Annotated in this window: 18 protein-coding genes and 1 pseudogene; 9 read left to right on the plus strand and 10 right to left on the minus strand. The window is 73.8% G+C overall.

Going from position 1 to position 22,486, the window contains the following annotated elements:
• From E4P39_RS14265 to E4P39_RS14295, 7 genes are all read right to left on the minus strand, one after another.
• Positions 1 to 1,167, minus strand: a complete 1,167-nt coding sequence (locus E4P39_RS14265) for a cation:proton antiporter (RefSeq protein ID WP_135137236.1) — start codon at positions 1,165 to 1,167, stop codon at positions 1 to 3.
• A gap of 8 nt (positions 1,168 to 1,175) precedes the next feature.
• Positions 1,176 to 1,661 carry a cation:proton antiporter regulatory subunit gene (locus E4P39_RS14270; RefSeq protein WP_135137237.1) on the minus strand — a complete coding sequence of 162 codons (486 nt, stop codon included), beginning with the start codon at positions 1,659 to 1,661 and terminating at the stop codon, positions 1,176 to 1,178.
• A 114-nt stretch (positions 1,662 to 1,775) separates the two neighbouring features.
• Positions 1,776 to 3,590, minus strand: a complete 1,815-nt coding sequence (locus E4P39_RS14275) for an NAD(P)/FAD-dependent oxidoreductase (RefSeq protein ID WP_135137238.1) — start codon at positions 3,588 to 3,590, stop codon at positions 1,776 to 1,778.
• 255 nt (positions 3,591 to 3,845) lie between these two features.
• A complete protein-coding gene (locus E4P39_RS14280) occupies positions 3,846 to 5,657 on the minus strand; it encodes an NAD(P)/FAD-dependent oxidoreductase (protein ID WP_135137239.1) in 1,812 nt (603 codons plus the stop codon).
• Positions 5,658 to 5,699: 42 nt separating this feature from the next.
• The gene (locus E4P39_RS14285; protein WP_245159830.1) at positions 5,700 to 8,543 is read right to left on the minus strand and encodes an FAD-binding and (Fe-S)-binding domain-containing protein; all 2,844 of its coding nucleotides are present in this window, start codon (positions 8,541 to 8,543) and stop codon (positions 5,700 to 5,702) included.
• Positions 8,540 to 9,835 carry a hydroxyacid-oxoacid transhydrogenase gene (locus E4P39_RS14290; RefSeq protein ID WP_135137241.1) on the minus strand — a complete coding sequence of 432 codons (1,296 nt, stop codon included), beginning with the start codon at positions 9,833 to 9,835 and terminating at the stop codon, positions 8,540 to 8,542. Before E4P39_RS14290 ends, E4P39_RS14285 begins: the two co-directional genes overlap by 4 nt.
• An 86-nt stretch (positions 9,836 to 9,921) precedes the next feature.
• The gene (locus tag E4P39_RS14295) at positions 9,922 to 10,320 is read right to left on the minus strand and encodes a cupin domain-containing protein (RefSeq protein ID WP_135137242.1); all 399 of its coding nucleotides are present in this window, start codon (positions 10,318 to 10,320) and stop codon (positions 9,922 to 9,924) included.
• 233 nt (positions 10,321 to 10,553) lie between these two features.
• Between E4P39_RS14295 and E4P39_RS14300 the strand changes: the two genes are divergently transcribed.
• Entirely contained in the window at positions 10,554 to 11,903 is a 1,350-nt protein-coding gene (locus E4P39_RS14300) for an MFS transporter (RefSeq protein WP_245159831.1), read from the plus strand.
• Positions 11,904 to 11,956: 53 nt separating this feature from the next.
• Positions 11,957 to 13,531: an FMN-binding glutamate synthase family protein gene (locus E4P39_RS14305; protein WP_135137243.1), complete on the plus strand. Its 1,575-nt coding sequence runs from the start codon at positions 11,957 to 11,959 to the stop codon at positions 13,529 to 13,531.
• Between the two features lie 47 nt (positions 13,532 to 13,578).
• Here the strand turns inward: E4P39_RS14305 and E4P39_RS14310 are convergent, their stop codons facing one another.
• Positions 13,579 to 14,217 carry an FMN reductase gene (locus E4P39_RS14310; RefSeq protein ID WP_135137244.1) on the minus strand — a complete coding sequence of 213 codons (639 nt, stop codon included), beginning with the start codon at positions 14,215 to 14,217 and terminating at the stop codon, positions 13,579 to 13,581.
• Positions 14,214 to 15,371 (minus strand): LLM class flavin-dependent oxidoreductase, encoded by a 1,158-nt coding sequence (locus tag E4P39_RS14315; protein ID WP_135137245.1) that lies wholly within the window; start codon positions 15,369 to 15,371, stop codon positions 14,214 to 14,216. Before E4P39_RS14315 ends, E4P39_RS14310 begins: the two co-directional genes overlap by 4 nt.
• 308 nt (positions 15,372 to 15,679) lie before the next feature.
• On the opposite strand from E4P39_RS14315, the gene E4P39_RS14320 reads away from it, so the two are divergent.
• The 3 genes from E4P39_RS14320 to E4P39_RS14330 all read left to right on the plus strand — a co-directional run bounded on the left by E4P39_RS14320 (position 15,680) and on the right by E4P39_RS14330 (position 18,055).
• On the plus strand, positions 15,680 to 16,570 hold the full coding sequence (locus tag E4P39_RS14320; protein WP_135137246.1) for a hypothetical protein: 891 nt from the start codon (positions 15,680 to 15,682) through the stop codon (positions 16,568 to 16,570).
• A gap of 103 nt (positions 16,571 to 16,673) precedes the next feature.
• Positions 16,674 to 17,189, plus strand: a complete 516-nt coding sequence (locus tag E4P39_RS14325) for a universal stress protein (RefSeq protein WP_245159832.1) — start codon at positions 16,674 to 16,676, stop codon at positions 17,187 to 17,189.
• The gene (locus E4P39_RS14330) at positions 17,186 to 18,055 is read left to right on the plus strand and encodes a hypothetical protein (protein ID WP_135137247.1); all 870 of its coding nucleotides are present in this window, start codon (positions 17,186 to 17,188) and stop codon (positions 18,053 to 18,055) included. Before E4P39_RS14325 ends, E4P39_RS14330 begins: the two co-directional genes overlap by 4 nt.
• A 12-nt stretch (positions 18,056 to 18,067) precedes the next feature.
• Here the strand turns inward: E4P39_RS14330 and E4P39_RS14335 are convergent, their stop codons facing one another.
• A complete protein-coding gene (locus E4P39_RS14335) occupies positions 18,068 to 18,733 on the minus strand; it encodes a TetR/AcrR family transcriptional regulator (protein ID WP_135137248.1) in 666 nt (221 codons plus the stop codon).
• A gap of 146 nt (positions 18,734 to 18,879) precedes the next feature.
• On the opposite strand from E4P39_RS14335, the gene E4P39_RS14340 reads away from it, so the two are divergent.
• The 4 genes and pseudogenes from E4P39_RS14340 to E4P39_RS14355 all read left to right on the plus strand — a co-directional run.
• Positions 18,880 to 20,364, plus strand: a complete 1,485-nt coding sequence (locus E4P39_RS14340) for an NAD(P)/FAD-dependent oxidoreductase (protein WP_135137249.1) — start codon at positions 18,880 to 18,882, stop codon at positions 20,362 to 20,364.
• The gene (locus E4P39_RS14345; protein ID WP_135137250.1) at positions 20,364 to 21,206 is read left to right on the plus strand and encodes an SDR family NAD(P)-dependent oxidoreductase; all 843 of its coding nucleotides are present in this window, start codon (positions 20,364 to 20,366) and stop codon (positions 21,204 to 21,206) included. Before E4P39_RS14340 ends, E4P39_RS14345 begins: the two co-directional genes overlap by 1 nt.
• Before the next feature lie 14 nt (positions 21,207 to 21,220).
• The gene (locus E4P39_RS14350; RefSeq protein WP_135137251.1) at positions 21,221 to 21,865 is read left to right on the plus strand and encodes a 50S ribosomal protein L11 methyltransferase; all 645 of its coding nucleotides are present in this window, start codon (positions 21,221 to 21,223) and stop codon (positions 21,863 to 21,865) included.
• 287 nt (positions 21,866 to 22,152) lie between these two features.
• Positions 22,153 to 22,486 (plus strand): annotated as a pseudogene (locus tag E4P39_RS14355) (hypothetical protein); the annotation flags it as partial.

Genomic DNA, 22,486 nt, shown 5'->3' on the forward strand with positions numbered 1-22,486 from the left:
TCAGGCCGGGGCCACCGCGGGGCGCCAGCGGGCCGACAGCGGCTCCACGAGCCGGGTCAGCACCGGCCCGCTGACCGCCATCAGCAGGACGTAGCCGGTCGCGACCGGCCCGATCTCCGGGATCCCGGCGGCCGCGGCCATCCCTGCGATGACGATGGAGAACTCGCCGCGGGCCACGAGCGCGGTGCCGGCGCGCAGCCGGCCGGGTACCGCCACGCCGTCGCGCCGGGCGGCGAACCAGCCCGTGCCGACCTTGGTGGCGGTCGTGACGACGGCGAGTGCGACGGCCACCGGCAGCGCAGGCAGGATCTCCCCAGGGTCGGTGGCCAGACCGAAGGCGACGAAGAAGAGGGCGGCGAACAGGTCCCGCAGGGGGCCGAGGATCGCCCGTGCCCGCTCCGCGAAGGACGCCGGCAGGGCCAGCCCGACCAGGAACGCGCCCACGGCGGCCGAGGCACCCATGGCCTGCGCGAGCCCGGCGACGAGCAGGGTCAGCCCCACCAGCCGGAGCAGCACCTGCTCGTCGTCCTCGTGGCTGAGCAGCCGGCCGAGCCGGTGGCCGTGCCGTTGAGCGGCGAGCAGCACGAGGAGCACGGCCCCGACGGCCAGGGCGACGCCGGCGACGGCCGACCCCGGACCCTCACCGGCCAGCGCGACCACGAGCATGGGCAGGAACAGGGCCATCGCGAGGTCCTCGAGCACGAGCACCGAGAGCACGGCCGGTGTCTCACGGTTGGCCAGCCGGCCCAGGTCGCCCAGCAGACGCGCCACGATGCCGGACGAGGAGATCCAGGTGACCCCGGCAAGGGCGAGCGCACCCTCCCAGGGCAGGCCGAGGAGGAGCCCGGCCACGAATCCCGGCGGCGCGTTGAGCACCAGGTCGACGACGCCGGAGGGGGCGTGCCGGCGGAACGAGCTGAACAGCTCTCCGGCCGAGAACTCCAGGCCCAGCGTGAGCAGCAGCAGCACGACGCCGATCTCCGCGGCCGCGGCGAGGAACGGCTCGGCGGTCGTCAGCGGCACCACCCCGCCCTCCCCGAGGGCCAGCGCGGCGACCAGGACGAAGGGGATCGGCGACAGCCCCAGCCTGCGGGCGGCCAGGCCCAGGACGGAGATCCCGAGGAAGAGCAGGCCGAGTTCGAGCAGGAGCGCGGAGACGTGGTCCACGCCGGCGCCTAGACCTGCCCGGACAGGCGCCGGGCGAGCTGCTCCAGGCCTTCGCTCGAGCCGATGGCCACCAGGACGTCGCCGGCGCGGAGCTGGTCCGCGGGCGTGGGCGAGGGCACGACGTCGGCGTCGCGCACGATCGCGACGATCGAGCAGCCCGTGAGGGTGCGGGCGCGGGTGTCGCCCAGCGACCGCCCGTCGAACGGCGACCCGGGCTGGATGGGGATCCGCGCCGACTGCAGCCCGGGCACCTCCTTGGAGAGGTCGGCGAACCGCTTGGTCAGCCGGGGTGCGCCCAGCACGTCCGCGACGGCGTCGGCTTCCTCGGCGTTGAGCCGGAACACGCCGCGGGCACGGTCGGGGTCGTGCCGGTCGTACACCGCGATCTCGGCGCCGCCGTCGCGCTGGACGACGATGCCGAGCAGCTGACCGGAACGGGTCCTCAGCTCGTACCGGACACCCACGCCGGGCAGCAGTGTCTCCTCGAGTTCCACCCCGGGATCGTCGCAGAGGGCGGCCGGGGCAGCCGATGGGACGGCCGCGCCGTCAGGGACCCCACGGACGGCGCCGGTCGCCGAGCCGTGCGGCCGGGACCGCGCCGACCCGCCTCAGGCGCGGTGGTGCACCTCCTGGAGGCCGTGCACCGGCGTCGGGATGCCCACCTGGCGGGCCTTGAGCTGCAGCGCCAGGTAGAGCGAGTAGTGGCGGGACTGGTGCAGGTTGCCGCCGTGGAACCACAGCGCCTCCTGCTGGGTGGGCTTCCACATGTTCCGCTGCTCGCCCTCCCACGGGCCGGGGTCCTTCGTCGTCCCCGATCCGAGCCCCCAGACCTTGCCGACCGTGTCGGCGACCTCCTGCGAGATGAGATCGGCGGCCCAGCCGTTCATCGAGCCGTAGCCGGTGGCGTAGACCACCAGGTCGGCCTCGAGCTCCGTCCCGTCCTCGAGGACGACGGCGTGCTCGCGCAGCTCGCGGACGCCGCCGTGCGCCAGCTTCACGCTGCCGTTCGCGACGAGCTCGGAGGCCCCCACGTCGATGTAGTAGCCGGAGCCGCGGCGCAGGTACTTCATGAAGAGGCCGGAGTCGTCCTCGCCGAAGTCCAGCCAGAAGCCGGCCTCCTCCAGCCGCCGGTAGAAGTCGGCGTCGCGCTCCCGGATGGCGTCGTACACCGGCTTCTGGAACTCGTGCATGATCCGGTACGGCAGCGACGCGAAGATCATGTCCGCCTTGTGCGTGGTCACGCCCGCGGCGAGGGCACGCTCGGAGTACAGGTCACCGAGGCCCAGGTCCATCAGCGAGTCCGACCGCACGATGTGCGTCGACGAGCGCTGGACCATGGTCACGTCGGCCCCGTGCTCCCAGAGCGCCGCGGCGATGTCGTGCGCCGAGTTGTTGGAGCCGATGATGACCGCCTTGCGCCCGCGGTAGGCATCCGGGCCCGGGTGCCGCGAGGAGTGGTGCTGGTCGCCCAGGAACCGGTCCTGGCCGGGAATGGCGGGCACGTGCGGCTTCCCGGACATCCCGGTGGCCAGCACCAGCTGCTTGGGCCGCAGCGTGACCTCGCCCCCGTCCCGCTCGACGACGACGGTCCACTCCTGCGTGTCCTCGTGGTAGGTCGCCTTCGTCACCGTGCTGGAGCCCCAGTAGTTGACCTCCATGACCCGCACGTACATCTCGAGCCAGTCGGCGATCTTGTCCTTCGGGGAGAAGACCGGCCAGTTCCTGGGGAAGTCGAGGTAGGGCAGGTGGTCGTACCAGACCGGGTCGTGCAGGCAGAGCGACTTGTAGCGGTTGCGCCACTGGTCGCCGGGGCGGGGGTGCCGGTCGATGACGATGTGCGGGACGTCCAGCTGGCGCAGCCGGGCGCCCAGTGCGATGCCGCCCTGACCGCCGCCGACCACGACGACGTACGGCTGGGTGGTCCGGCCCAGCTCCTCGACCTCGCTGCGCCGCTTCTCCAGCCACGTCTGCCGGTCGCGCTGGACGCCGTGCTCGGCGCCCATCGGCCGGCGCTCGCTCAGCGGCTCCTCGTGGCCCTTGAGCTCGTAGAGGCTGGTCAGCAGGGTGAACGCCTTGCCGTCGACGAGCCGGACCAGGCCCCGCCCGCGGCCCACCGCGGTCTCGAACTCGATCCACGCGGTCGTGACGCCGTCCGCCTCGGTCGGCTCCTCGCTGGTCGTGAAGCCGCTGGGATCGGTGGTGTCGAGCGTCGCCCGCAGCAGGTCCCGGACCCCGTCCGGGCCCTCGACGGTGGTGATGTTCCAGGTGAAGGAGACGAGGTCCCGCCAGAAGCTGACCGCGGCGAACATCTCCGCGGCGCGGTCGACGTCCCGTGCGCGGAGGGCGTCCTCGAAGCCGGTCAGCCAGGTGTCGACCGAACCGGCCGGAGTGGTCGAAGCGGGGCGGTCGAGGATGTCGGTCACGATGTCGCTCCTGCCATAGCTGTCTCCTACGTCTCCACGCCGGTCGCGCGATCCGTCACTGCCGCCTCGGCCGGCTCGTTGCCGCCCGCACGCTGCGGCCGCGACGCCGGAAGCTCTCGGCGGTGCACACCACGATCGTGCGCCGACGACCGTAGGTCCGCCGGGCGACCGCCGTCCAGGGTCGCGTCGACGGAGTCCGGCGGCGCGCCGCGCAGGGAGGCCGGCACCGCCGGCGGGGTCGTGCCGGCCGGGCGCTCAGGAGCGGTGGTGCACTTCCGGGAGGCGGTAGACCGGGGTCGGGATGCCCACCTGCCGGGCCTTGAGCTGCAGCGCCAGGCAGAGCGAGTAGTACCGCGCCTGGGCCAGGTTGCCGCCCTGGAACCACAGGCCCTCCTGCCGGGTCGGCTTCCACATGTTGCGCTGCTCGCCCTCCCACGGTCCGGGGTCGTTCGTCGTCCCCGATCCGTGTCCCCACACCTTGCCGACCGTGTCGGCGACCTGCTGCGAGATGAGCTCGGCGGCCCAGCCGGTCATCGATCCGTAGCCGGTGGCATGGACGACCACATCGGCCGGCAGCGCGGTGCCGTCGGTGAGGACGACCGAATCCTCGGTGAGCTCCCGCACGCCCCCGCGGGCGAGCCGCACCCGGCCGTCGGCGATCAGCTCGGACGCACCCACGTCGATGTAGTAGCCGGAGCCGCGGCGGAGGTACTTCAGGCCCAGCCCCGTCTCGTCCTCGCCGAAGTCGAGCAGGAAACCCGCTCGCTCCAGCCGGGCGTAGAAGCCGGCGTCCCGCTCCCGGATCGCGTCCCAGATGGGTTTCTGGACGTCGGGCAGCGTGCGGAAGGGCATCGACGCGACGAGGGTGTCGGCCTTGTGGGTCGTGATCCCGGCGGCGAGGGCGCGCTCGGAGTAGAGCCTGCCGTGCGCCAGTTCCATGAGCGTCTCGGACCGGACGACGAGCGTCGACGAGCGCTGCACCATCGTCACGTCCGCGCCGGCCTCCCACAGGGCCGCCGCGATGTCGTGCGCGGAGTTGTTCGACCCGATGATCACGGCCTTCCTGCCCCGGTAGGCGTCGGGCCCCGGGTGCTCGGAGGAATGGTGCTGGTCGCCGCGGAACCTGTCCCGGCCGGGCACGTCGGGGATGTTCGGCCGCCCCGACATGCCGGTGGCGAGCACGAGATGCTGCGGGCGCAGGGTGAGTTCCTCGCCGTCCCGCTCGACGACGACCTCCCATGCGCCGGTGGTGGGGTCGTAGCCGGCCCGGCGGCAGGTGGTGGACCCCCAGTAGTTGATCTCCATGACCCGGACGTACATCTCGAGCCAATCGGCGATCTTGTCCTTCGGTGAGAAGACCGGCCAGTTGGCGGGGAAGTCGAGATAGGGGAGGTGGTCGATCCAGACCGGGTCGTGCAGGCACAGCGACTTGTAGCGGTTGCGCCACGTGTCCCCGGGGCGGGGATTGCGGTCCACCACCACCGTGGGCACGTCCAGCTGCCGGAGCCGCGCGGCCAGGGCGATGCCGCCTTGGCCGCCCCCCACGACGAGCACGTACGGCTGCCTCGTGCGGCCCAGCTCCGAGAACTCCGCCGTGCGCTGTTCCAGCCACGTCTGCCGGCCGGGCCGCACGCCGTGCTCGGCGCCCCGGGGACGGCGTTCGCTCATCGGCTCCTCGTGGCCGGTGAGCTCGTAGAGCGTGGTGAGCAGGGTGAAGGCGCGGCCGTCCCGGAGCCGCACCACGCCGCGACCCCGCCCCACTGCGGTCTCGAACTCGATCAGGGCGGTCGTCGTCCCGTCGGCCTCGGTCGGCTCCTCGGAGGCGGCGAACCCGTGCGGCCCCGTGACCTCGAGTGTCGCGCGCAACAGGTCCCGGACGCCGTCCCGCCCCTCGACCGTGGTGATGTTCCAGGTGAAGGCGATCAGGTCCCGCCAGTAGCTGACGTCGCCGAACAGCTCGGCCGCCCGCTCCACGTCCCGTGTCGTCAGCGCGTGCTCGAAGTCCGACAGCCAGGCGTCGACCTGCGCTGCCGGGCCGGTCGCGGGCCGGGGGTGGGCGTGGGGCACGGGCGCACTCTGCACGATGCGGTCTCCTGACGGAACGGCCGGTCAGCGCAGGTGCTGCGCCAGCAGCTCCGCCAGGTGCAGACCGCGCCGGCCGGCCAGCTGGTCGAGCTGGGTGCGGCAGGAGAACCCGTCGGCCAGGACGACGGCGCCGTCCGGCAGCCCCCGCACCGCCGGGAGCAGCTGCTGCTCGGCGATCGCCACGGACACGTCGTGGTGGCCCCGCTCGACGCCCCAGTTGCCCGCGAGCCCGCAGCAGCCGCCGAGCCGGGTGACGCGCGCACCGGCCCGGGCGAGGAGCTGCGCGTCGGCCGACCAGCCCATGACCGAGGCGTGGTGGCAGTGCGGCTGCGCGACGATCTCCACGCCGTCCATCGCGGGTGGCGCCCAGCCGGAGGTGTCCGCCAGCAGCTCGGCCAGGGTGCGGGTGCCGGCGGCGACACGTTCGGCGGCCGCGCCGCCGACCAGTTCGAGGGCCTCGCTGCGCAGGGCGGCGGTGCACGAGGGCTCGACGCCGACGACCGGGATGCCGGCGTCGACCAGCGGGGCGAGGGTCTCGACGGTGTGCCGGAGCGTCTTCCGGGCGGTGTCCAGCTGACCGGTCGTGATCCAGGTCAGCCCGCAGCAGGTGTCCGCGCCGGGGACCTGGACCCGGTAGCCGGCCGCCTCGAGCACGCGGGCGGCGGCGGCTGCCACCTCCGGGGCGAAGTGGTCGGTGAACGAGTCCACCCACAGCGCCACCGGCGCGCCGCCGTCGGTCCAGCCGGAATGGCCATTGCGGCCGGACTCGGCCCACTCCTGCCGGAAGGTGCGCATCGCGAACGGCGGGACGTCGCGGCGCTGGTCCATCCCGGCCGACCACTTGGCCAGCCGCCCGCCGAGGCGGGACGCGAGGAACGCGTTCACCAGCCGCGGCGCGCGGGCGGCGAGGTCGGCCCACCGCGGCAGCCGGCCCAGCGTGTAGTGGGCCCGCGGGCGGAACCGGCGGCGGTAGGACTGGTGCAGGACCTCGGCCTTGTAGGACGCCATGTCCACGCCGGTGGGGCAGTCCCGGGAACAGCCCTTGCACGACAGGCAGAGGTCGAGGGCGTCGTGCACCTCGGGTGAGCGCCAGTCCCGGACCGGACCCCCGGGGGCGAGCATCTCCTGCAGGACGCGGGCGCGGCCGCGCGTGGTGTCCTTCTCCTCGCGGGTGGCGCCCCAGGACGGGCACATGACACCGCCGGAGGCCGACAGGTCGGCGCGGCACTTGCCGACCCCGGTGCACCGGTGGACGGCGGCGGCGAAGTCCCCGCCGTCGTGCCGGTAGGCCAGCGCGAGCCCCTCGCGCCTCGGCTGCACGGCGGCGATGCGGATGTCCTCGTCGAGCTTCGCGGGCCGCACCAGGATGCCCGGGTTGAGGACGTCGTCGGGGTCGAACACCGCCTTGACCCGCTCGAACAGCCCGAGGACGGCGGGGGAGTACATGTACGCCAGCAGCTCCCCGCGCGCCCGCCCGTCGCCGTGCTCGCCGGACATCGACCCGCCGTGCTCGGCCACCAGGCGGGCGGCGTCCTCGATGAAGGCCCGGTAGCGCGACCGGCCGCGGTCCGGACCGGATCCGAAGGGGAAGTCGATCCGGCCGTGGATGCAGCCGTCGCCGAAGTGCCCGTAGGGCACGCACTGCAGCCCGTGCTCGTCGAGCAGCGCCTCGAAGCCACGGAGATAGGTGCCGAGGCGCTCGACGGGGACGGCGGCGTCCTCCCAGCCGGCGTGGGCGGGGCGGCCGTCGCTGGTGCGGGCCGCGAGCCCCGCGCCGTCCTCCCGGATCCGCCACAGCGCCGCCGCTTCGGCGGCATCGGTCACGACGAGGGAGTCCAGCGCCCCGGCGTCGGCGAGCACCCGGCCGGCCCGGTCGACCACCTCGGCGACGCTGTCGCCGGTCAGCTCGACCATCAGCCAGCCCTCGCCGCGCGGCAGATCGGGGACGACGGCGGCGGGGACGTCCCGCAGCCGCTGGACGATGCGCGCGTCCATCCCCTCGACGGCCGCGGGGGAGTGCGGCAGCAGCGCGGGCGTGGCATCGGCGGCGTCGGCCATCGTGGGGTAGCCGAGCACGATCAGGCCCCGGTACGGCGCATCGGCGACCAGCCGCACGGTCGCGCCCAGGACGACCGCGAGCGTGCCCTCGCTCCCGACCAGGGCGCGGCCGACGTCGAAGCCGCGTTCGGGCAGCAGGTGCTCCAGCGAGTAGCCCGACACCTGCCGGCCGAACCGGCCCAGCTCGGTGCGGATCGCGGCCAGCTCGCCCTCCACGAGGCGGTGCAGGTCGGCGAGGACGCCGGGTGCCGCGATCGTGCCGCCCTCCAGCCGCAGCCGCTCGCCCGACCCGGTGACGACGTCGAGGCCGACCACGTTGTCCGACGTCCGGCCGTAGCCCAGCGCGCGGGACCCGCAGGCGTTGTTGCCGATCATGCCGCCGACCGTGCAGCGGTTGTGCGTGCTCGGGTCGGGGCCGAAGCGCAGGCCGTACGGCTTCGCGGCGGACTGCAGGGCCGCCTGGACCAGGCCCGGCTCGACGACCGCCGTGGATGCCTCCCCGTCCACCAGCAGCGCCCGGTTCAGGTACCGGCTGGTGTCGAGGACGACGCCGGCGCCGACGGCGTTCCCCGCGATCGACGTCCCCGCGCCGCGTGCGGTCAGCGGGACCCCGAGGGAGCGGCAGACCTCCAGCGTCGCGACGATCTCGTCGGCATGCCGCGGCCGGACGACCGCTCGGGGGAGGACGCGGTACAGCGACGCGTCCGAGGAGTAGAGCGCGCGGGCCAGCCCGGAACCGTCCACGTCGGCGATCCCGGCGCCGCGCAGGGCGGCGAGCAGGTCGCCGTCGACGGTGTCGGGGCGGCTCACCACAGGTCGATCGAGCGGCGGTAGACCTCGGCGACGTCGTCCTCGGTGACCTGCTTGGGGGCGGTCGCCAGCAGTCGCTGCTGCTTCATCGTGCCGTCGACGAGGTCGCCGATGTCGCCCTGGTCGTAGCCGACCGCGCCGATGCCGGCCGGGATCCCGATGTCGCGCATCAGGTCGGTGAGCACGGTGGGCAGGAACGCGGCCGGGTCGTCCGGCTCGTCGGCGCCCGGGGCCAGCAGCAGCGCGGCGCGGCGGTGGCGGTCGGGGGAGGCGTCGAAGGTGAAGCGGAAGGCCTCCGGCGCGGTCAGGGACACCGCCATGCCGTGCGGCACCATCGGTTCGTGGGCGGGATAGCCCGCGGGGTGGAAGTCCTTCACCCGGCCGGCGATCGGGTAGGCGTTGGCGTGCGGGATGTGCACGCCGGCGTTGCCGAACCCCATGCCGGCGAAGGTCGCGGCCATCGCCATGGTCGACCGTGCCTCGAAGTCCTCGCCGTCGTGCACCGCGCGCCGGAACGCGCTCGCGAGCAGCGACAGCGACTTCTCCGCGTACAGGTCGGCGATGGGGTTGGAGCCGCAGTACGGGACCCGCTGCTCGGGCCGCTTGTGGTCGTAGCTGGTGTACGGGCGCGCGGTGTAGCTCTCCAGCGCGTGGCAGAGGATGTCCATCCCCGAGGCGGCCGTGACCTCGGCCGGCTGGGTCCGGGTGAGCAGCGGGTCGACGACGGCCAGCGTGGGCCGCAGCCGCACGTGGCTGATGCCCGTCTTCACCTTCAGGGAGAGCACGTCGAGCACGCAGATGGTCGTGCTCTCCGCGCCGGTGCCGGTGGTCGTGGGGACGGCGACGAGCGGCAGGAGCGGGTTCACCGGGGCCCTGCCACCGCCGACCGGCTTGTTGATGTAGTCCATCAGCTCACCGGGGTTGGTCGTCAGCAGGTTCACGGCCTTCGCCGTGTCGATGCTGGTGCCGCCCCCGACGGCGACGATCGCGTCCCAGGGCCCGGTGTCGCGGGCGAACGCGATCGCCTGCTCCATGCTCTCGTCGGTGGGCTCGACGTGCGCGCCGTCGAATACCCGGGCCTCGATGCCGAACTGAGCCATCTGGTCGGCCACCCGCTGCGGGTGCCCGGTGGCGGCGACCCCCGGGTCGGTGACGACGAGCACCCGCTTGGCGCCCGTGAGGCTGAGGTCGTAGCCGATCTCGTCGGCGGCCCCCGGTCCGAACTTGAGCTGGGGGGCACCGTAGGTGAAGACGCTCTCGGGGTTCGCGGGGAGGGACAGCGGCGCGCTCATGGAGCGATCTTCGACCATGGCCCGGCGAGGGGCCACGGGACCGGGGCACCGGGGCGGGGCCACCGGTCGTGGCCCCGCCGCAGGGCTCACTCCGTCGGGGGCTCGTCCTTGCCGGCCTCCTCCATCGCGTCCGCCTCCTCCTTCGTCTTGTGCACCGCGCCGTCGGCGTGCTCGGGCGGGCCGTAGACCGTGTAGAGGATCAGCGGGTTCGGGCCGGTGTTGAGGAAGTTGTGCTTCTTCCCGGCGGGGACGACGACGAGGTCGCCCTGCGCCACGTTCTTCTCCGTCCCCGAGACGACGGCCTTACCGGTCCCGCTGACGAAGGTGAGGATCTGGTCGACGTCGTCGTGGACCTCCTCGCCGATCTCACCGCCCGGCGGGATGGTCATGATCACCAGCTGGCTGTGCTCGCCGGTCCAGAGCACCCGGCGGAAGTCGGGGCTCTTCTCGGCCTCGGTGGCGATGCTGAAGTTGATGACGGCCATGGACGGCGTTCCTCTCGTCGGTTCGTTCGCGCTGGTCGGCCCGGCAGGGAGATGCACCGGACGACGGACGAGGGTGCTCCTGCCCGCGCGGGGGGCCGGCTAGTCGTCCCCGTGACCGCCGTCCCGCATCGGGTGATCGCGAGGCCACCCGGAAACCACCGCCGCCGACCGGCCGTGACGGAACTCACCGGTCCGCGCGGAAGTTCTGACCCGCGGCCGGCGTCGTCATCGACGTGACCACGTCGACCGCCCAGGACGCGCCTGCCCTGGCCCGGCCGACGGCCCGCGCCTACGTGGTGTGGGTGGTCGCCCTCGTCGCCTACGCGGTCGCCGTCTTCCACCGCTCCTCGCTGGGCGTGGCGGCGGTCGAGGCGCAGGAGCGGTTCTCCGCGGGCGCCTCGGCGGTCTCGCTGTTCCTCGTCGTGCAGCTGGCCGTCTACGCGGGCCTGCAGATACCCGTGGGCGTGGCGCTGGACCGGCTGGGCTCGCGCCGCATGATCCTGGCCGGGGCGCTCACGATGGCCGCGGGCCAGCTGGTGCTCGCGCTGGCCTCCGACGTCCCGACCGCCGTCGCCGCGCGTGTGCTGGTCGGCGCCGGTGACGCCATGACGTTCATCAGCGTCCTGCGGCTGGTCGCGCTGTGGTTCCCCGGCCGGACGGTCCCGCTGATCACGCAGCTCACGGGCATCCTGGGCCAGCTCGGTTCCATCGCGGCGGCCTATCCGCTGGTCGCCCTGCTGCACGGCACGTCGTGGCAGACGACGTTCCTCGGTGCGGCCGCGACCGGTGTGCTGGTCGGCGTGCTCGTCCTCGTCGCCCTGCGCGACGCCCCGCCGGGCACCGTGACCGGACCTCCGCCCGGCCTGGGCGAGCTGCGCCGGAGGCTGGCCGACACGTGGCGCGAGTCCGGGACGCGCATCGGGCTGTACACGCACCTGGTCACCCAGTTCTCGGGCACCGTCTTCGCGCTGCTCTGGGGCTATCCGTTCCTCGTGGTCGGCCAGGGCCGGTCACCGGGGACGGCGGCCGCCCTCCTCACCCTGCTCGTGCTGGTGGCGATGTGCGTCGGTCCGCTCTTCGGACGCCTCTGCGGGCGGTGGCCGCTGCGCCGCTCGGATCTGGTCTTCACGATCCTCGCCGCCACGGTCGCCGCGTGGACCGTCGTCCTGCTGTGGCCGGGGCGGGCGCCGCTGCCGGTGCTGATCGTCCTCGTCGTCATCCTCGGCACCAACGGGCCCGGCTCGATGATCGGCTTCGACTACGCCCGCACGTGGAACCCCGTCGAGCGGCAGGGCAGTGCCAGCGGGGTGGTCAACGTGGGTGGCTTCGTGGCCTCGCTGCTGACCATCCTGGCCGTGGGTGCGGTTCTCGACCTGCTCACCCCGGAGGCCGCGACCGCGTACAGCCTGGACGCGTTCCGTGCGGCGTTCGCCGTGCAGTACGTGATCTGGGCGGTGGGCCTGATCGGGGTGCTCCGCCACCGGCGCCTGCTGCGGGCCCGGATGGCCCGGGACGGCGTCGTGCTGGCCCCGCTGCACGCCGCGGTCGCGGCGCGGTTCCGGGGCGGCTCGGCCTACCGCTGACCGCACGGCGCGACCTGCTGCGACGGTTCCCGGTCGGGTGGACACTTCCCGGCATGAAGCGAGCCGCGCGCGCCGCCGCCACCGGACTCACCGCCCTGGCCGCGGTCGCCGCCCGCGACCTGCTGCAGCGCGAGCACACGCTGCTGCGCAACTTCCCGGTGCTCGGGCACGCGCGGTACCTGCTCGAGGAGATCGGCCCGGAGCTCCGGCAGTACCTGGTGGCGGGCAACAACGAGGAGCGTCCGTTCACCCGCGACCAGCGGCGGTGGGTCTACGCGTCGGCGAAGAAGGCGAACAACTACTTCGGCTTCGGCACCGACAACGACCTCGAGTACACGGCCGGCTACCCGGTCATCAACCACCGCACGTTCGGCCGGGCGGTGCCGACGACGAACGTGCACACCGGGCACGACGTGGACCTGCCCGCCGCCAAGGTGCTCGGCGCCGCCCGCGGACGCCGGCAGGCCTTCCGCCCGGCGTCCGTCGTCAACATCTCGGCGATGAGCTTCGGATCGCTGTCCGGCGCCGCGGTGGAGGCGCTGAACCGGGGCGCGGCGCTGGCCGGGTGCATGCACAACACGGGGGAGGGCGGGCTGTCGCGCCACCACCGCCACGGTGCGGACCTGACCTTCCAGATCGGGACGGCGTACTTCGGCTGCCGCGACGAGCACGGGCGCTTCGACCTGCAGCGGCTCAAGGACCTCGTCGCCGGCGCACCGGTGCGGGCCCTGGAGATCAAGCTGAGCCAGGGGGCCAAGCCGGGCCTGGGCGGCGTGCTGCCCGCGGCGAAGGTCTCGGCCGAGATCGCGGAGACCCGGGGTGTGCCCGAGGGCGTGGACTGCATCAGCCCCTCGCGGCACGCCGAGTTCTCCGACGTCGACAGCCTGCTCGACTGGGTCGAGCTGCTGGCGGAGGAGACGGGGCTGCCGGTCGGGATCAAGTCGGCCGTCGGCGACATGGGCTTCTGGCGCGAGCTGACCGACCGGATGTCCCGGGACGGGCGGGGCGTCGACTTCGTGACCGTCGACGGCGGCGAGGGGGGCACCGGAGCGGCGCCGCTCATCTTCACCGACTCCGTCTCGCTGCCCTTCCAGCTCGGTTTCGCCCGGGTCTACTCGGAGTTCGCGCGGAAGGGGCTGCAGGAGCAGGTCGTGTTCGTGGGCGCTGGCAAGCTGGGCCTGCCGGACAACGCGATCGTCGCCTTCGCGCTGGGCTGCGACATGGTCAACGTCGCCCGGGAGGCGATGCTGTCGATCGGCTGCATCCAGGCGCAGAAGTGCCACACCGACACCTGCCCGACGGGCGTCGCGACGCAGAACGCCTGGCTCGCCCACGGACTCGACCCCGCGCTGAAGTCCGTGCGGGCGGCCAACTACATCACCACGCTGCGCCGTGACCTGCTCAAGGTGGCCGAGGCGTGCGGCGTCGAGCACCCGGGGCTGATCGATTCGAGCTCGGTGGAGATCCTGACCGGCCGGACGGCGTCGCGGCCGCTGCACGAGGTCTACGAGTACGTGCCGGGATGGGGGCTGCCCTCGGCGGCCGACCGCGAGGAGATCGTGCGGATCATGACCGCCGAGGCGCCGCAGGGCGGCTCCGCACCGCCGTCCCCCGACGCCGTCGGCTGACGCCGCCGGGCGGGACTTCCCGCGCGGAAAGTCCCGGCACGGGGCGGTCAGGTGCCGCGGAGGAGCTCCTCGAAGGACGTCGCCGGGTCGGCGAACGGGTCGACCGGCCCAGCGGCTCTGCCGTCTCCCACCCGCCCGAGGCCGGTGACCAGGGCGGCGAGCTCGCCGGCGGCCCGCTGAATGCGGTCGGCCAGCGCCCGGTCGCCCCCGCTGCCGCCGGCCCAGTCCTCCGACGCGGCGAAGACGCCGGTCGGGACGGCGACCGCGCGGAGGTAGGCGAACAGCGGGCGCATCGCGTGCTCCAGCGCCAGCGAGTGCCGTGCCGTGCCCGCGGTGGCCCCCATCAGCACCGGCTTCCCGACCAGCGCGTCCTTGTCCAGCACGTCGAAGAACGTCTTGAACAGGCCGCTGTAGGAGGCGGAGAAGATCGGCGTCACCGCGATCAGCGCGTCGGCGCCGGACACCGTCTCCACCGCCGTCCGCAGGGACCCGTTCGGGAAGCCGGTGACCAGGTTGTCGGCGAGGTCCCGGGCGTGCGAGCGCAGCTCGACCACCTCGACGGTGGCGTCGTCGCCGCGGGCGCGCAGGGCCTCGACCGTGGCCGCGGTGAGCCGGTCGGCCAGCAGTCGCGTCGAGGAGGGGTTGCTCAGGCCGCCGCTGACGACGGCGAGGGTGCGGGTCGTCATCGGCTCGGGACCTCCTGGACCTGGCCAGGCGCCTGCCCAGTCACATGGTCGGCGGGCGCGTGCACGGTGGCGTCCCTCGCACCGCCGGCGGCGGCGACCAGCGAGGCGTGCGTGGGCGCCTCCGGGACGTGGGCGGGCTTGAGGGCGGCGAACTCCTTGCGGAGCACCGGGACGACCTCCTCGCCGAGCAGGTCGAGCTGCTCGAGCACGGTCTTCAGCGGCAGGCCGGCGTGGTCGATGAGGAACAGCTGCCGCTGGTAGTCGCCGACGTACTCGCGGAAGCCCAGCGTGCGCTCGACGACCTGCTCCGGGCTGCCCACGGTGAGCGGGGTCTGCGCGCTGAACTCCTCCAGCGACGGGCCGTGGCCGTACACGGGCGCGTTGTCGAAGTAGGGCCGGAACTCCCGGACGGCGTCCTGGCTGTTCGTGCGCATGAACACCTGCCCGCCGAGCCCGACGATGGCCTGATCGGCGCTGCCGTGGCCGTAGTGCTCGAAGCGGCGGCGGTAGAACTCGATCATCTTCTGGGTGTGCTCCGGCGGCCAGAAGATGTGGTTGTGGAAGAAGCCGTCGCCGTAGTACGCGGCCTGCTCGGCGATCTGCGGGCTGCGGATCGAGCCGTGCCAGACGAACGGCGGCACGCCGTCCAGCGGTCGCGGGGTGGCGGTGAAGCCCTGCAGCGGGGTGCGGAACTTGCCCTCCCAGTCGACGACGTCCTCCCGCCACAGCCGGCGCAGCAGGGCGTAGTTCTCGACCGCCAGCTCGATGCCGGCGCGGATGTCCTGCCCGAACCAGGGGTAGACCGGGCCGGTGTTGCCGCGGCCCATCATCAGGTCGACGCGGCCGTCGGCCAGGTGCTGCAGCATCGCGTAGTCCTCGGCGATCTTCACCGGGTCGTTCGTGGTGATCAGCGTCGTGGCCGTCGACAGCTGCAGGGTCGAGGTCCGCGCGGCGATGTAGCCGAGCATCGTGGTGGGGGAGGAGGCGATGAAGGGCGGGTTGTGGTGCTCGCCGGTCGCGAAGACGTCCAGCCCCACCTCCTCGGCCTTCAGGGCGATGGTGACCATCGCCTTGACCCGCTCCGCCTCGGAGACCGCCCGGCCGGAGGTCGGGTCGGGGGTGATGTCGCTGACCGAGAAGATCCCGAACTGCATCGTGCATCTCCATCTACTTGAGAGCGCAACTACTTTCGCTGGTCCCAACGCGCGAAGTCTGCCCCGTATGCCCGGGTTCCCCACCCGGATGACGCCGGGCGCAGCGCCGGTTCTCTTTGACCGACCGTAGTCGGCAGCGCACGCTCGGCCCGAACTACGCCGGGGGACCACGGTGCGCGGATAACGGCCGGGTAGCAATTTTCCGCCTGGCCCGCAGGTTCTGGAATGGTCCGTCACGACAGCACAGCCGCCCGGACGCGCGGGCATGGATGCCGGCGGGCGCATGCCGGCGCAGGGAGCGGATGCCGATGTTCCGACGCACCGAGGACGCTGGTCCCGATCGGGCCGGGGAGGCCGACGGCGGCGGCGAGCCCACCGCCGACCCTGCGGCGGCGTCCGGACCGAGCGTGCCCCCGCCGTCCGTGCGGGCCCTCCTCCAGCGTGCGACCGGACGGCATGCCGTCCTCCCGCGCGCGGGCCTGGACGGCCTGCTCTCCACCGCGCCCGTCTTCAGCGCGCGGCTGCGCGGCTACGACCCGTTCGAGGTCGACGAGTACGTCGCATGGGCGGAGGGGGAAGTCGCGGCCGCGCGCCGCGAAGCCGAGCACGTGCTGGCCCGGTACGGCGCATGCGCGGCCGAGCTGGAGATCTCCCGCCGTCTGCTGGCCCAGACCCCCAAGGGCAGGGACGTCTCGCCGGTCACCGACCGGGTGCGCGACATCCTCCGGCTCGCGGCCGACGAGGCGTCGGCGATGGTCGATGGCGCCGCGGAGGAGGCCGAGCAGATCCTGGCCGAGGCGCGGCTCGAGGCCGACGCGCGGCTGCGCAAGGCGCGCCAGGTCAAGGAGATCGCGGCCGCGACCGCGGACGAGATGCGTGACCTCGCCCAGCGGGACCGCGCCGACGCCGCGGCGCTGCGCGAGCAGGCGCGGGCAGAAGCGGACGAGCTGGTCGGCGGCGCCGTCGCGGAGCGCGACCGGCTGGCAGCCGAGGCGGCCGAGGCGCGCGACCAGCTGGCGGCGGTGCAGGCCGAGCTCGAGGACCTGCAACGCCAGCGGGACGACGCCCGGGCGTCGCTGCGCCGGCTGACCGACCAGATCGAGGCGGCGCTGGCCCTCGCCACCGCCGGCCCGTCCGAGCGGTTCCTCGTCGTCGGCAACACGGTGGAATCCGTGCCGGTCGCGTCCGTCCCTTCCTGACCGGCGCGGCCACCGCGGAGGACCGCTGCCGCCACCGGCAGGGCGACGGTGGCAGGCTGTCCGTGGAGCTGCGAGTTGCGCGGTGCCGGACAGGAGGACGACGGTGGACGAGGACGTCAGCGAGGTCGTGCGGATCGACGGCGGGATCGTCGTGGGTCACGACGGATCGAAGTGCTCCCAGGAGGCCCTCGCCTGGGCTGCCGCGCTGGCGCGCCGGGCGGACCTCGACCTCCACGTGGTGCGCGCCTGGGCGATGATGACCGCGCCCAAGCCGAGCACCTGGGAACCCGGCTACGTGCCGCCGCTCGCCGACTACGAGAAGGCGGTGCACGACGAGCTCACCGCTCACGTCAGGGCGGCGCATCTCGATCCGGACGTGCGGGTCACCTGCCACGTCGTCCACAAGTCGCCGGCGCAGGGGCTGATGGGCGCGGCCCAGGGGGCGGACCTGATGGTGCTGGGCGCGCGGGGGCGGGGCGGTTTCTCGGGGCTGCTGCTCGGCTCGGTGAGTGACCAGCTGGTGCACCACGCGCCCTGCCCGGTGACGGTGATCCGCACCGGCGCCCACGGGCGCGGGCTCGGCGCGGTCATCGAACGCGCCGCCACCCTGCCCGAGTGACGGGGACGACCGCCCCCCGGATCGCCCTGGTCACCTCCGAACGCGGCCTGCGGATCGACCCGGACCTGGTCCCCGCCCAGGCCGCACTCCGGGTCGCCGGGGTGGCCGCGGACGTCGTCCGGTGGGACGACCCGGCCGTCGCGTGGGACTCCTACGGGCTGTCGGTCGTGCGCTCCTGCTGGGACTACGCCTGGCGGCTGGACGAGTTCCTCGCCTGGGCGGGCCGGGTGCCGCGACTGCGCAACCCCGCGCCGATGCTGCGCTGGAACTCCGACAAGCGTTACGTCCAGGACCTCGAACGGGCCGGCCTGCCCGTGGTGCCGACGGTCTGGGACCCGGCCGTGGCGGGGGAGCTCCCCATCGCGGGTGAGTGGGTGGTCAAGCCGTCGGTCTCCGCCGGGTCCCGCGACACGGCGCGCTGGGACCGCGCGGAGGAGGTGCTGGCGCACGTCGGCGAACTCGTCGCGGCCGGCCGGACGGCGATGGTTCAGCCGTACCAGGCGAGCGTCGACCGGTCGGGGGAGACGGCGATGCTCTTCCTCGGGGGGCGGTTCTCCCACGCCGTCCGGAAGGGGCCGTTGCTGCAGCGGGGCGAGGGTGTCCGCCAGGACCGGGACAGCCGGGGGGACCTCGGTCCGGTCGAGCCGACCGGCGCACAGCGGGACGTGGCGCAGGCGGTGTTCGACGCGCTGCCCCACCTCGTGCCAGGAACAGAACCGGCGCTGTACGCGCGGATCGACCTGGTGGAGGACGCGGCGGGTCGCCCTCAGGTCCTCGAACTGGAGCTGACCGAGCCCAGCCTCTTCCTGCCCCAGGCGCCCGGCGCCGCCGACCGGCTGGCCGGCGCCGTCCTGGCGCTCCTCTGACGAAGGCGCCGCTCAGCCGGCCGGCGCGGAGCCGTAGATCGCGCTGAGCCAGATCCCCAGCAGCACCCCGACGACGTCGCTCTCGGCGACGGCGGGGCCGTCGCCGCTGAACGTCGCGTACAGCACCCGCTCGTTCATCGAGTTGAGGGCCACGGCGAGATCGCGCGCGGGCACTCCGGGGGGAGCCGCACCGCGGGCGCGCTCGGCCTCGATCGCCGCGGCGCTCCGCTGCACCCAGCCCTCGAACACCCCGGCCCACAGCTCCCGCACCTCATGATTGGTCGACCGGGCCTCGGCCCAGGCCAGCGTGAGCCCTCGGTGGTCGCGGAACGTGTCGTGGTAGGCCGAGATCGCCCGCCGCCAGGCCTCGCGGGCCACCTCGGGCGGACGCCCTGAAGCCCCGCTCGTCACGGCCTCCGCCTGGGTCATCGCGGCATCGGCCTCGGCGACGACCCGGTCGAGCAGCGACAGCAGGACGGCGTCCTTGGAGGCGAAGTAGAAGTAGAAGGTCGGACGCGAGATGCCGGCCCCCCGCGCCAGGTCGTCGACCGAGACGGCACTGAGCGGCCGTTCCGCGAGCAGCCGCTCGGCGGTGGCGAGGATCGCCAGCTCGCGGTCGTCGCCGGACGTCCGCGCCGGCCGGCGGCCGCGGACGCCGAGGGAGGGGTCGCTCGGCACGGTGCGGAGGTTACCCGCGGACGGCCGTTTCTCAACACCGTGTTGACTCGTTCGACAGAGCGTCGATACCGTCGGTGCCGCAGAGTTCGCGCGGCAGCGCCGACCCGCGGCCGGCTCCCTGCCGGCCGAGCCACTGGAGAGCGCACGTGGTCCCGGAACATGTGGACGTCCTGATCGTCGGTGCCGGGTTGTCCGGCATCGGTGCCGCCTGCCACCTGCAGGAGGAGCTCCCCGGCAAGAGCTACGCGATCCTCGAGTCGCGCAGCGCCATCGGCGGCACCTGGGACCTCTTCCGCTACCCGGGGATCCGGTCGGACTCCGACATGTTCACCCTCGGCTACGCCTTCCGGCCGTGGCGGGACTCCACGGCCATCGCCGGCGGCGAGGCGATCCGGCACTACATCCAGGACACCGCCCGCGACTACGGCGTCGAGGAGAGGATCCGCTTCCACCACCGGGTGGTCTCCGCCGACTGGTCGACCGACGAAGCCCGCTGGACGGTGACCGCCCGCCGCAGCGACACCGGCCGGACGGTCACGCTGACCTGCTCGTGGCTGACCGCCTGTTCCGGCTACTACCGGTACGACGAGGGCTTCCGCCCGTCCTTCGAGGGTGAGGCGGAGTTCGCGGGCGAGGTGATCCACCCGCAGCACTGGCCGGAGGACTTCGATGCCACCGGCAAGCGGATCGTCGTCATCGGCAGCGGCGCCACCGCCGTCACCCTCGTCCCGAGCCTCGCGCCGGACGCCGAGCACGTCACCATGCTGCAGCGGACGCCGAGCTACGTCCTCTCGCTCCCCGGCCGCGACCCGCTGGCCCGGTGGCTGCGGAACAAGCTGCCGGCGACGGTCGCCTATCCGATCGTGCGGTGGAAGAACGTGCTCCTCTCCACCGCGCTCTACCAGTTCAGCCGTCGCCGGCCGGCCGCCGCCCGGAAGCTGATCCGCCGGCTCACCGAGAAGCAGCTGCCGTCGACCATCGACGTCGACACGCACTTCAACCCGCCGTACGACCCATGGGACCAGCGGCTGTGCCTGGTGCCCGACGGCGACCTGTTCCGCAGCCTGCGCCGGGGCGACGCCTCCATCGCGACCGGCCGGATCGCCCGCTTCACGGAGCGGGGCATCGAGCTCGAGTCGGGGGAGCACCTCGACGCCGACGTGATCATCACGGCGACCGGCCTCAACCTGCTGCCGATGGGCGGGATGACGCTGAACCTGGACGGCAACCCGGTCGACATCTCGGAGACGGTCTCCTACAAGGGGATGATGGTCTCCGGCGTTCCGAACTTCTCGATGGTGATCGGCTACACGAACGCCTCGTGGACGCTGAAGGCGGATCTCGTGAACCGCTACGTCTGCCGGCTGATCACGCACCTCGACGCCGGGGGCTACGTCTCGGCCACGCCGGTGGGGCCGCCCGAGGGCGCCGACCAGCCGTTCCTGGACCTCGCGTCGGGCTACGTGCAGCGGAGCCTGGCGAGCCTGCCCAAGCAGGGGCGGCGCACCCCGTGGCGGCTGCACCAGAACTATCTCCGCGACGTGCGGATGATGCGGCGCGGCCCCCTCGACGACGAGGGCATGACCTTCCAGCCGCCGCCGGCGGCCCGGACCGAGAGGGCGGCCGCCTGATGGACGCGTACCGGTTCGCGGGCGGCACCGCCGTCGTCACCGGGGCCGCCAGCGGCATCGGGGAGGCGCTGGCCGTGCAGCTGGCCGCCCGCGGCAGCAACCTCGTCCTCGTCGACCGCGACGAGGAGCGGCTGGACGGTGTCGCCGACGGACTGCGCGCCGCCCATCCCGGCCTCGCGGTGGACACCTACGTCGTCGACCTGTCCGACGACGCGGCGACCGCGGCGGCGGCCGAGGCCCTGGCCGCCGGCCACCCGGGGACGACGCTGCTGGTCAACAACGCCGGCGTGGCGCTGGGCGGGCGCTTCGACCAGGTCAGCCTCGAGGAGTTCGACTGGGTGATGGCGGTCAACTTCCGCGCCGTCGTCCGGCTGACCCACGCGTTCCTGCCGGCCCTGAAGTCGCACCCCGGCTCGCACCTGGTGAACGTGTCGAGCGTCTTCGGCATCTTCGCCCCGGCCGGGCAGGCGGCGTACGCGGCCAGCAAGTTCGCCGTCCGCGGGTTCTCCGAGGCGCTGCGGCACGAGCTGGCCGACGACCGCGTCGGCCTAACCGTCGTGCACCCCGGTGGCATCAGGACGCGGATCGCGGAGAGCGCGCGCACCGGCTCCGGCGTCCCGGTCGAGGAGTACGAGCAGGGCCGCAGGCAGTTCGCCAAGCTGCTCACGATTCCGCCGGAGACGGCCGCGGCCCGGATCATGGCGGCGATCGAGGACCGCCGTCCGCGGCTGCTCATCGGCTGGAGCGCCAAGGTCCCCGACGTCCTGGTGCGGCTGATGCCCGGCACCTACTGGAGACTGATCGCCCGCCGCGCCGGCCGGCCCGCGCCGGCGTCGGTCTGAGGGGTTCCGCCCGGGTGCCGCCCGCGCGCTCCGTCGAGGCGTTCGTCCGCGCCCACACCCGTGCGGTGCGGCCGGCGCTCGTCCCGGAGGTCACGCTGCTGGTGGCCTCGGACGTCGTCGCGCTGTGGGAGGCGCTGGAGGGCCGCACCGGGCAGGCGCCGTCCGAGCCCCCGTTCTGGGCGGCGGCCTGGCCCGGCGGCCAGGCGCTGGCGCGGTACGTGCTCGACGTCCCCGGCCTGGTGGCGGGACGGTCCGTGCTCGACCTCGGATCCGGCAGCGGCCTGGTCGCCGTCGCCGCGGCGCTCGCCGGGGCGCGACGCGTCGTCGCCAGCGAGATCGACCCCTTCGGTGCCACGGCGGTCGGCGTGAACGCCGCGGACAACGGCGTCGGCCCGTTCGAGGTCGTGGGGGACGTCCTCGACAGCGGCCCGCCGGACGTGGACGTCGTCCTGGCCGGTGACGTCTGCTACGACCGCGCCATGAGCGAGCGCGTGCTGCCGTACCTGGACGCGGCACGGGCGCGGGGCACCGAGGTCCTGCTCGGTGACCCGGGGCGTCCGTACGTGCCCCAGGCGCGGCTGACCGCGGTCGCCGCCTTCGACGTGCCGGACACCGAGGGTCCCCAGGTCCGCCGGACCACGGTCTGGCGGCTCCCGTGAGCGTGCAGGGCGAGATGGATCACCACGGGGAATGCGCCCGCACCATTGTCACGGATCGGTAACGGCAGCTACCGTGGGTCCCAGGTCCGGCCGAGCGTCCCCACCCAGGGGACGGGCACCGGACAGCCGAATCGCCTGAAGGCGTGCCGGGACCACTGCAGTACCGGGGTGACCTCTTCCTCCGGGCCACGGCCCGCCGCCTCGCCAGTCGTCCGCCCGCAGCAGCTCGCCGGAGCCTCGCGCCCGCCGACCTGCCGCGCCTCGTCGTTGTGGAGCATCCGCACCCCATGAGCCGTCGCACCTCCACCCTGTCCCGCGCCCGCACCTCCCGCCGCCCGGGTTCCGCGCCGCACCGGCCGCCGGTGTCCGGCCGGCGGCCCGCGCTCTACCTCGGTACCGCCGTCGCCGGCGCCGTCCTGGTGGGCATGCTCACGGGCGCGGGTACCGGCGCCTCGGCGGACGCCACCGGCCTCGAGTCGGTGAGCGTCGCCTCGCAGCTGGGCGTCTCCGCGAACCCGCCGGCCGCGGGCGACGCGGCCGAGGCCGTGCGTCCCCTCGAGCAGCTGGTGGCCAGCCGGAGCGAGCGGGACGCGGCCCAGGCCGCCGCCGCCCAGGCGCAGG

Source organism: Blastococcus sp. CT_GayMR19 (genome assembly GCF_004570385.1).
GTDB lineage: Bacteria > Actinomycetota > Actinomycetes > Mycobacteriales > Geodermatophilaceae > Blastococcus_B.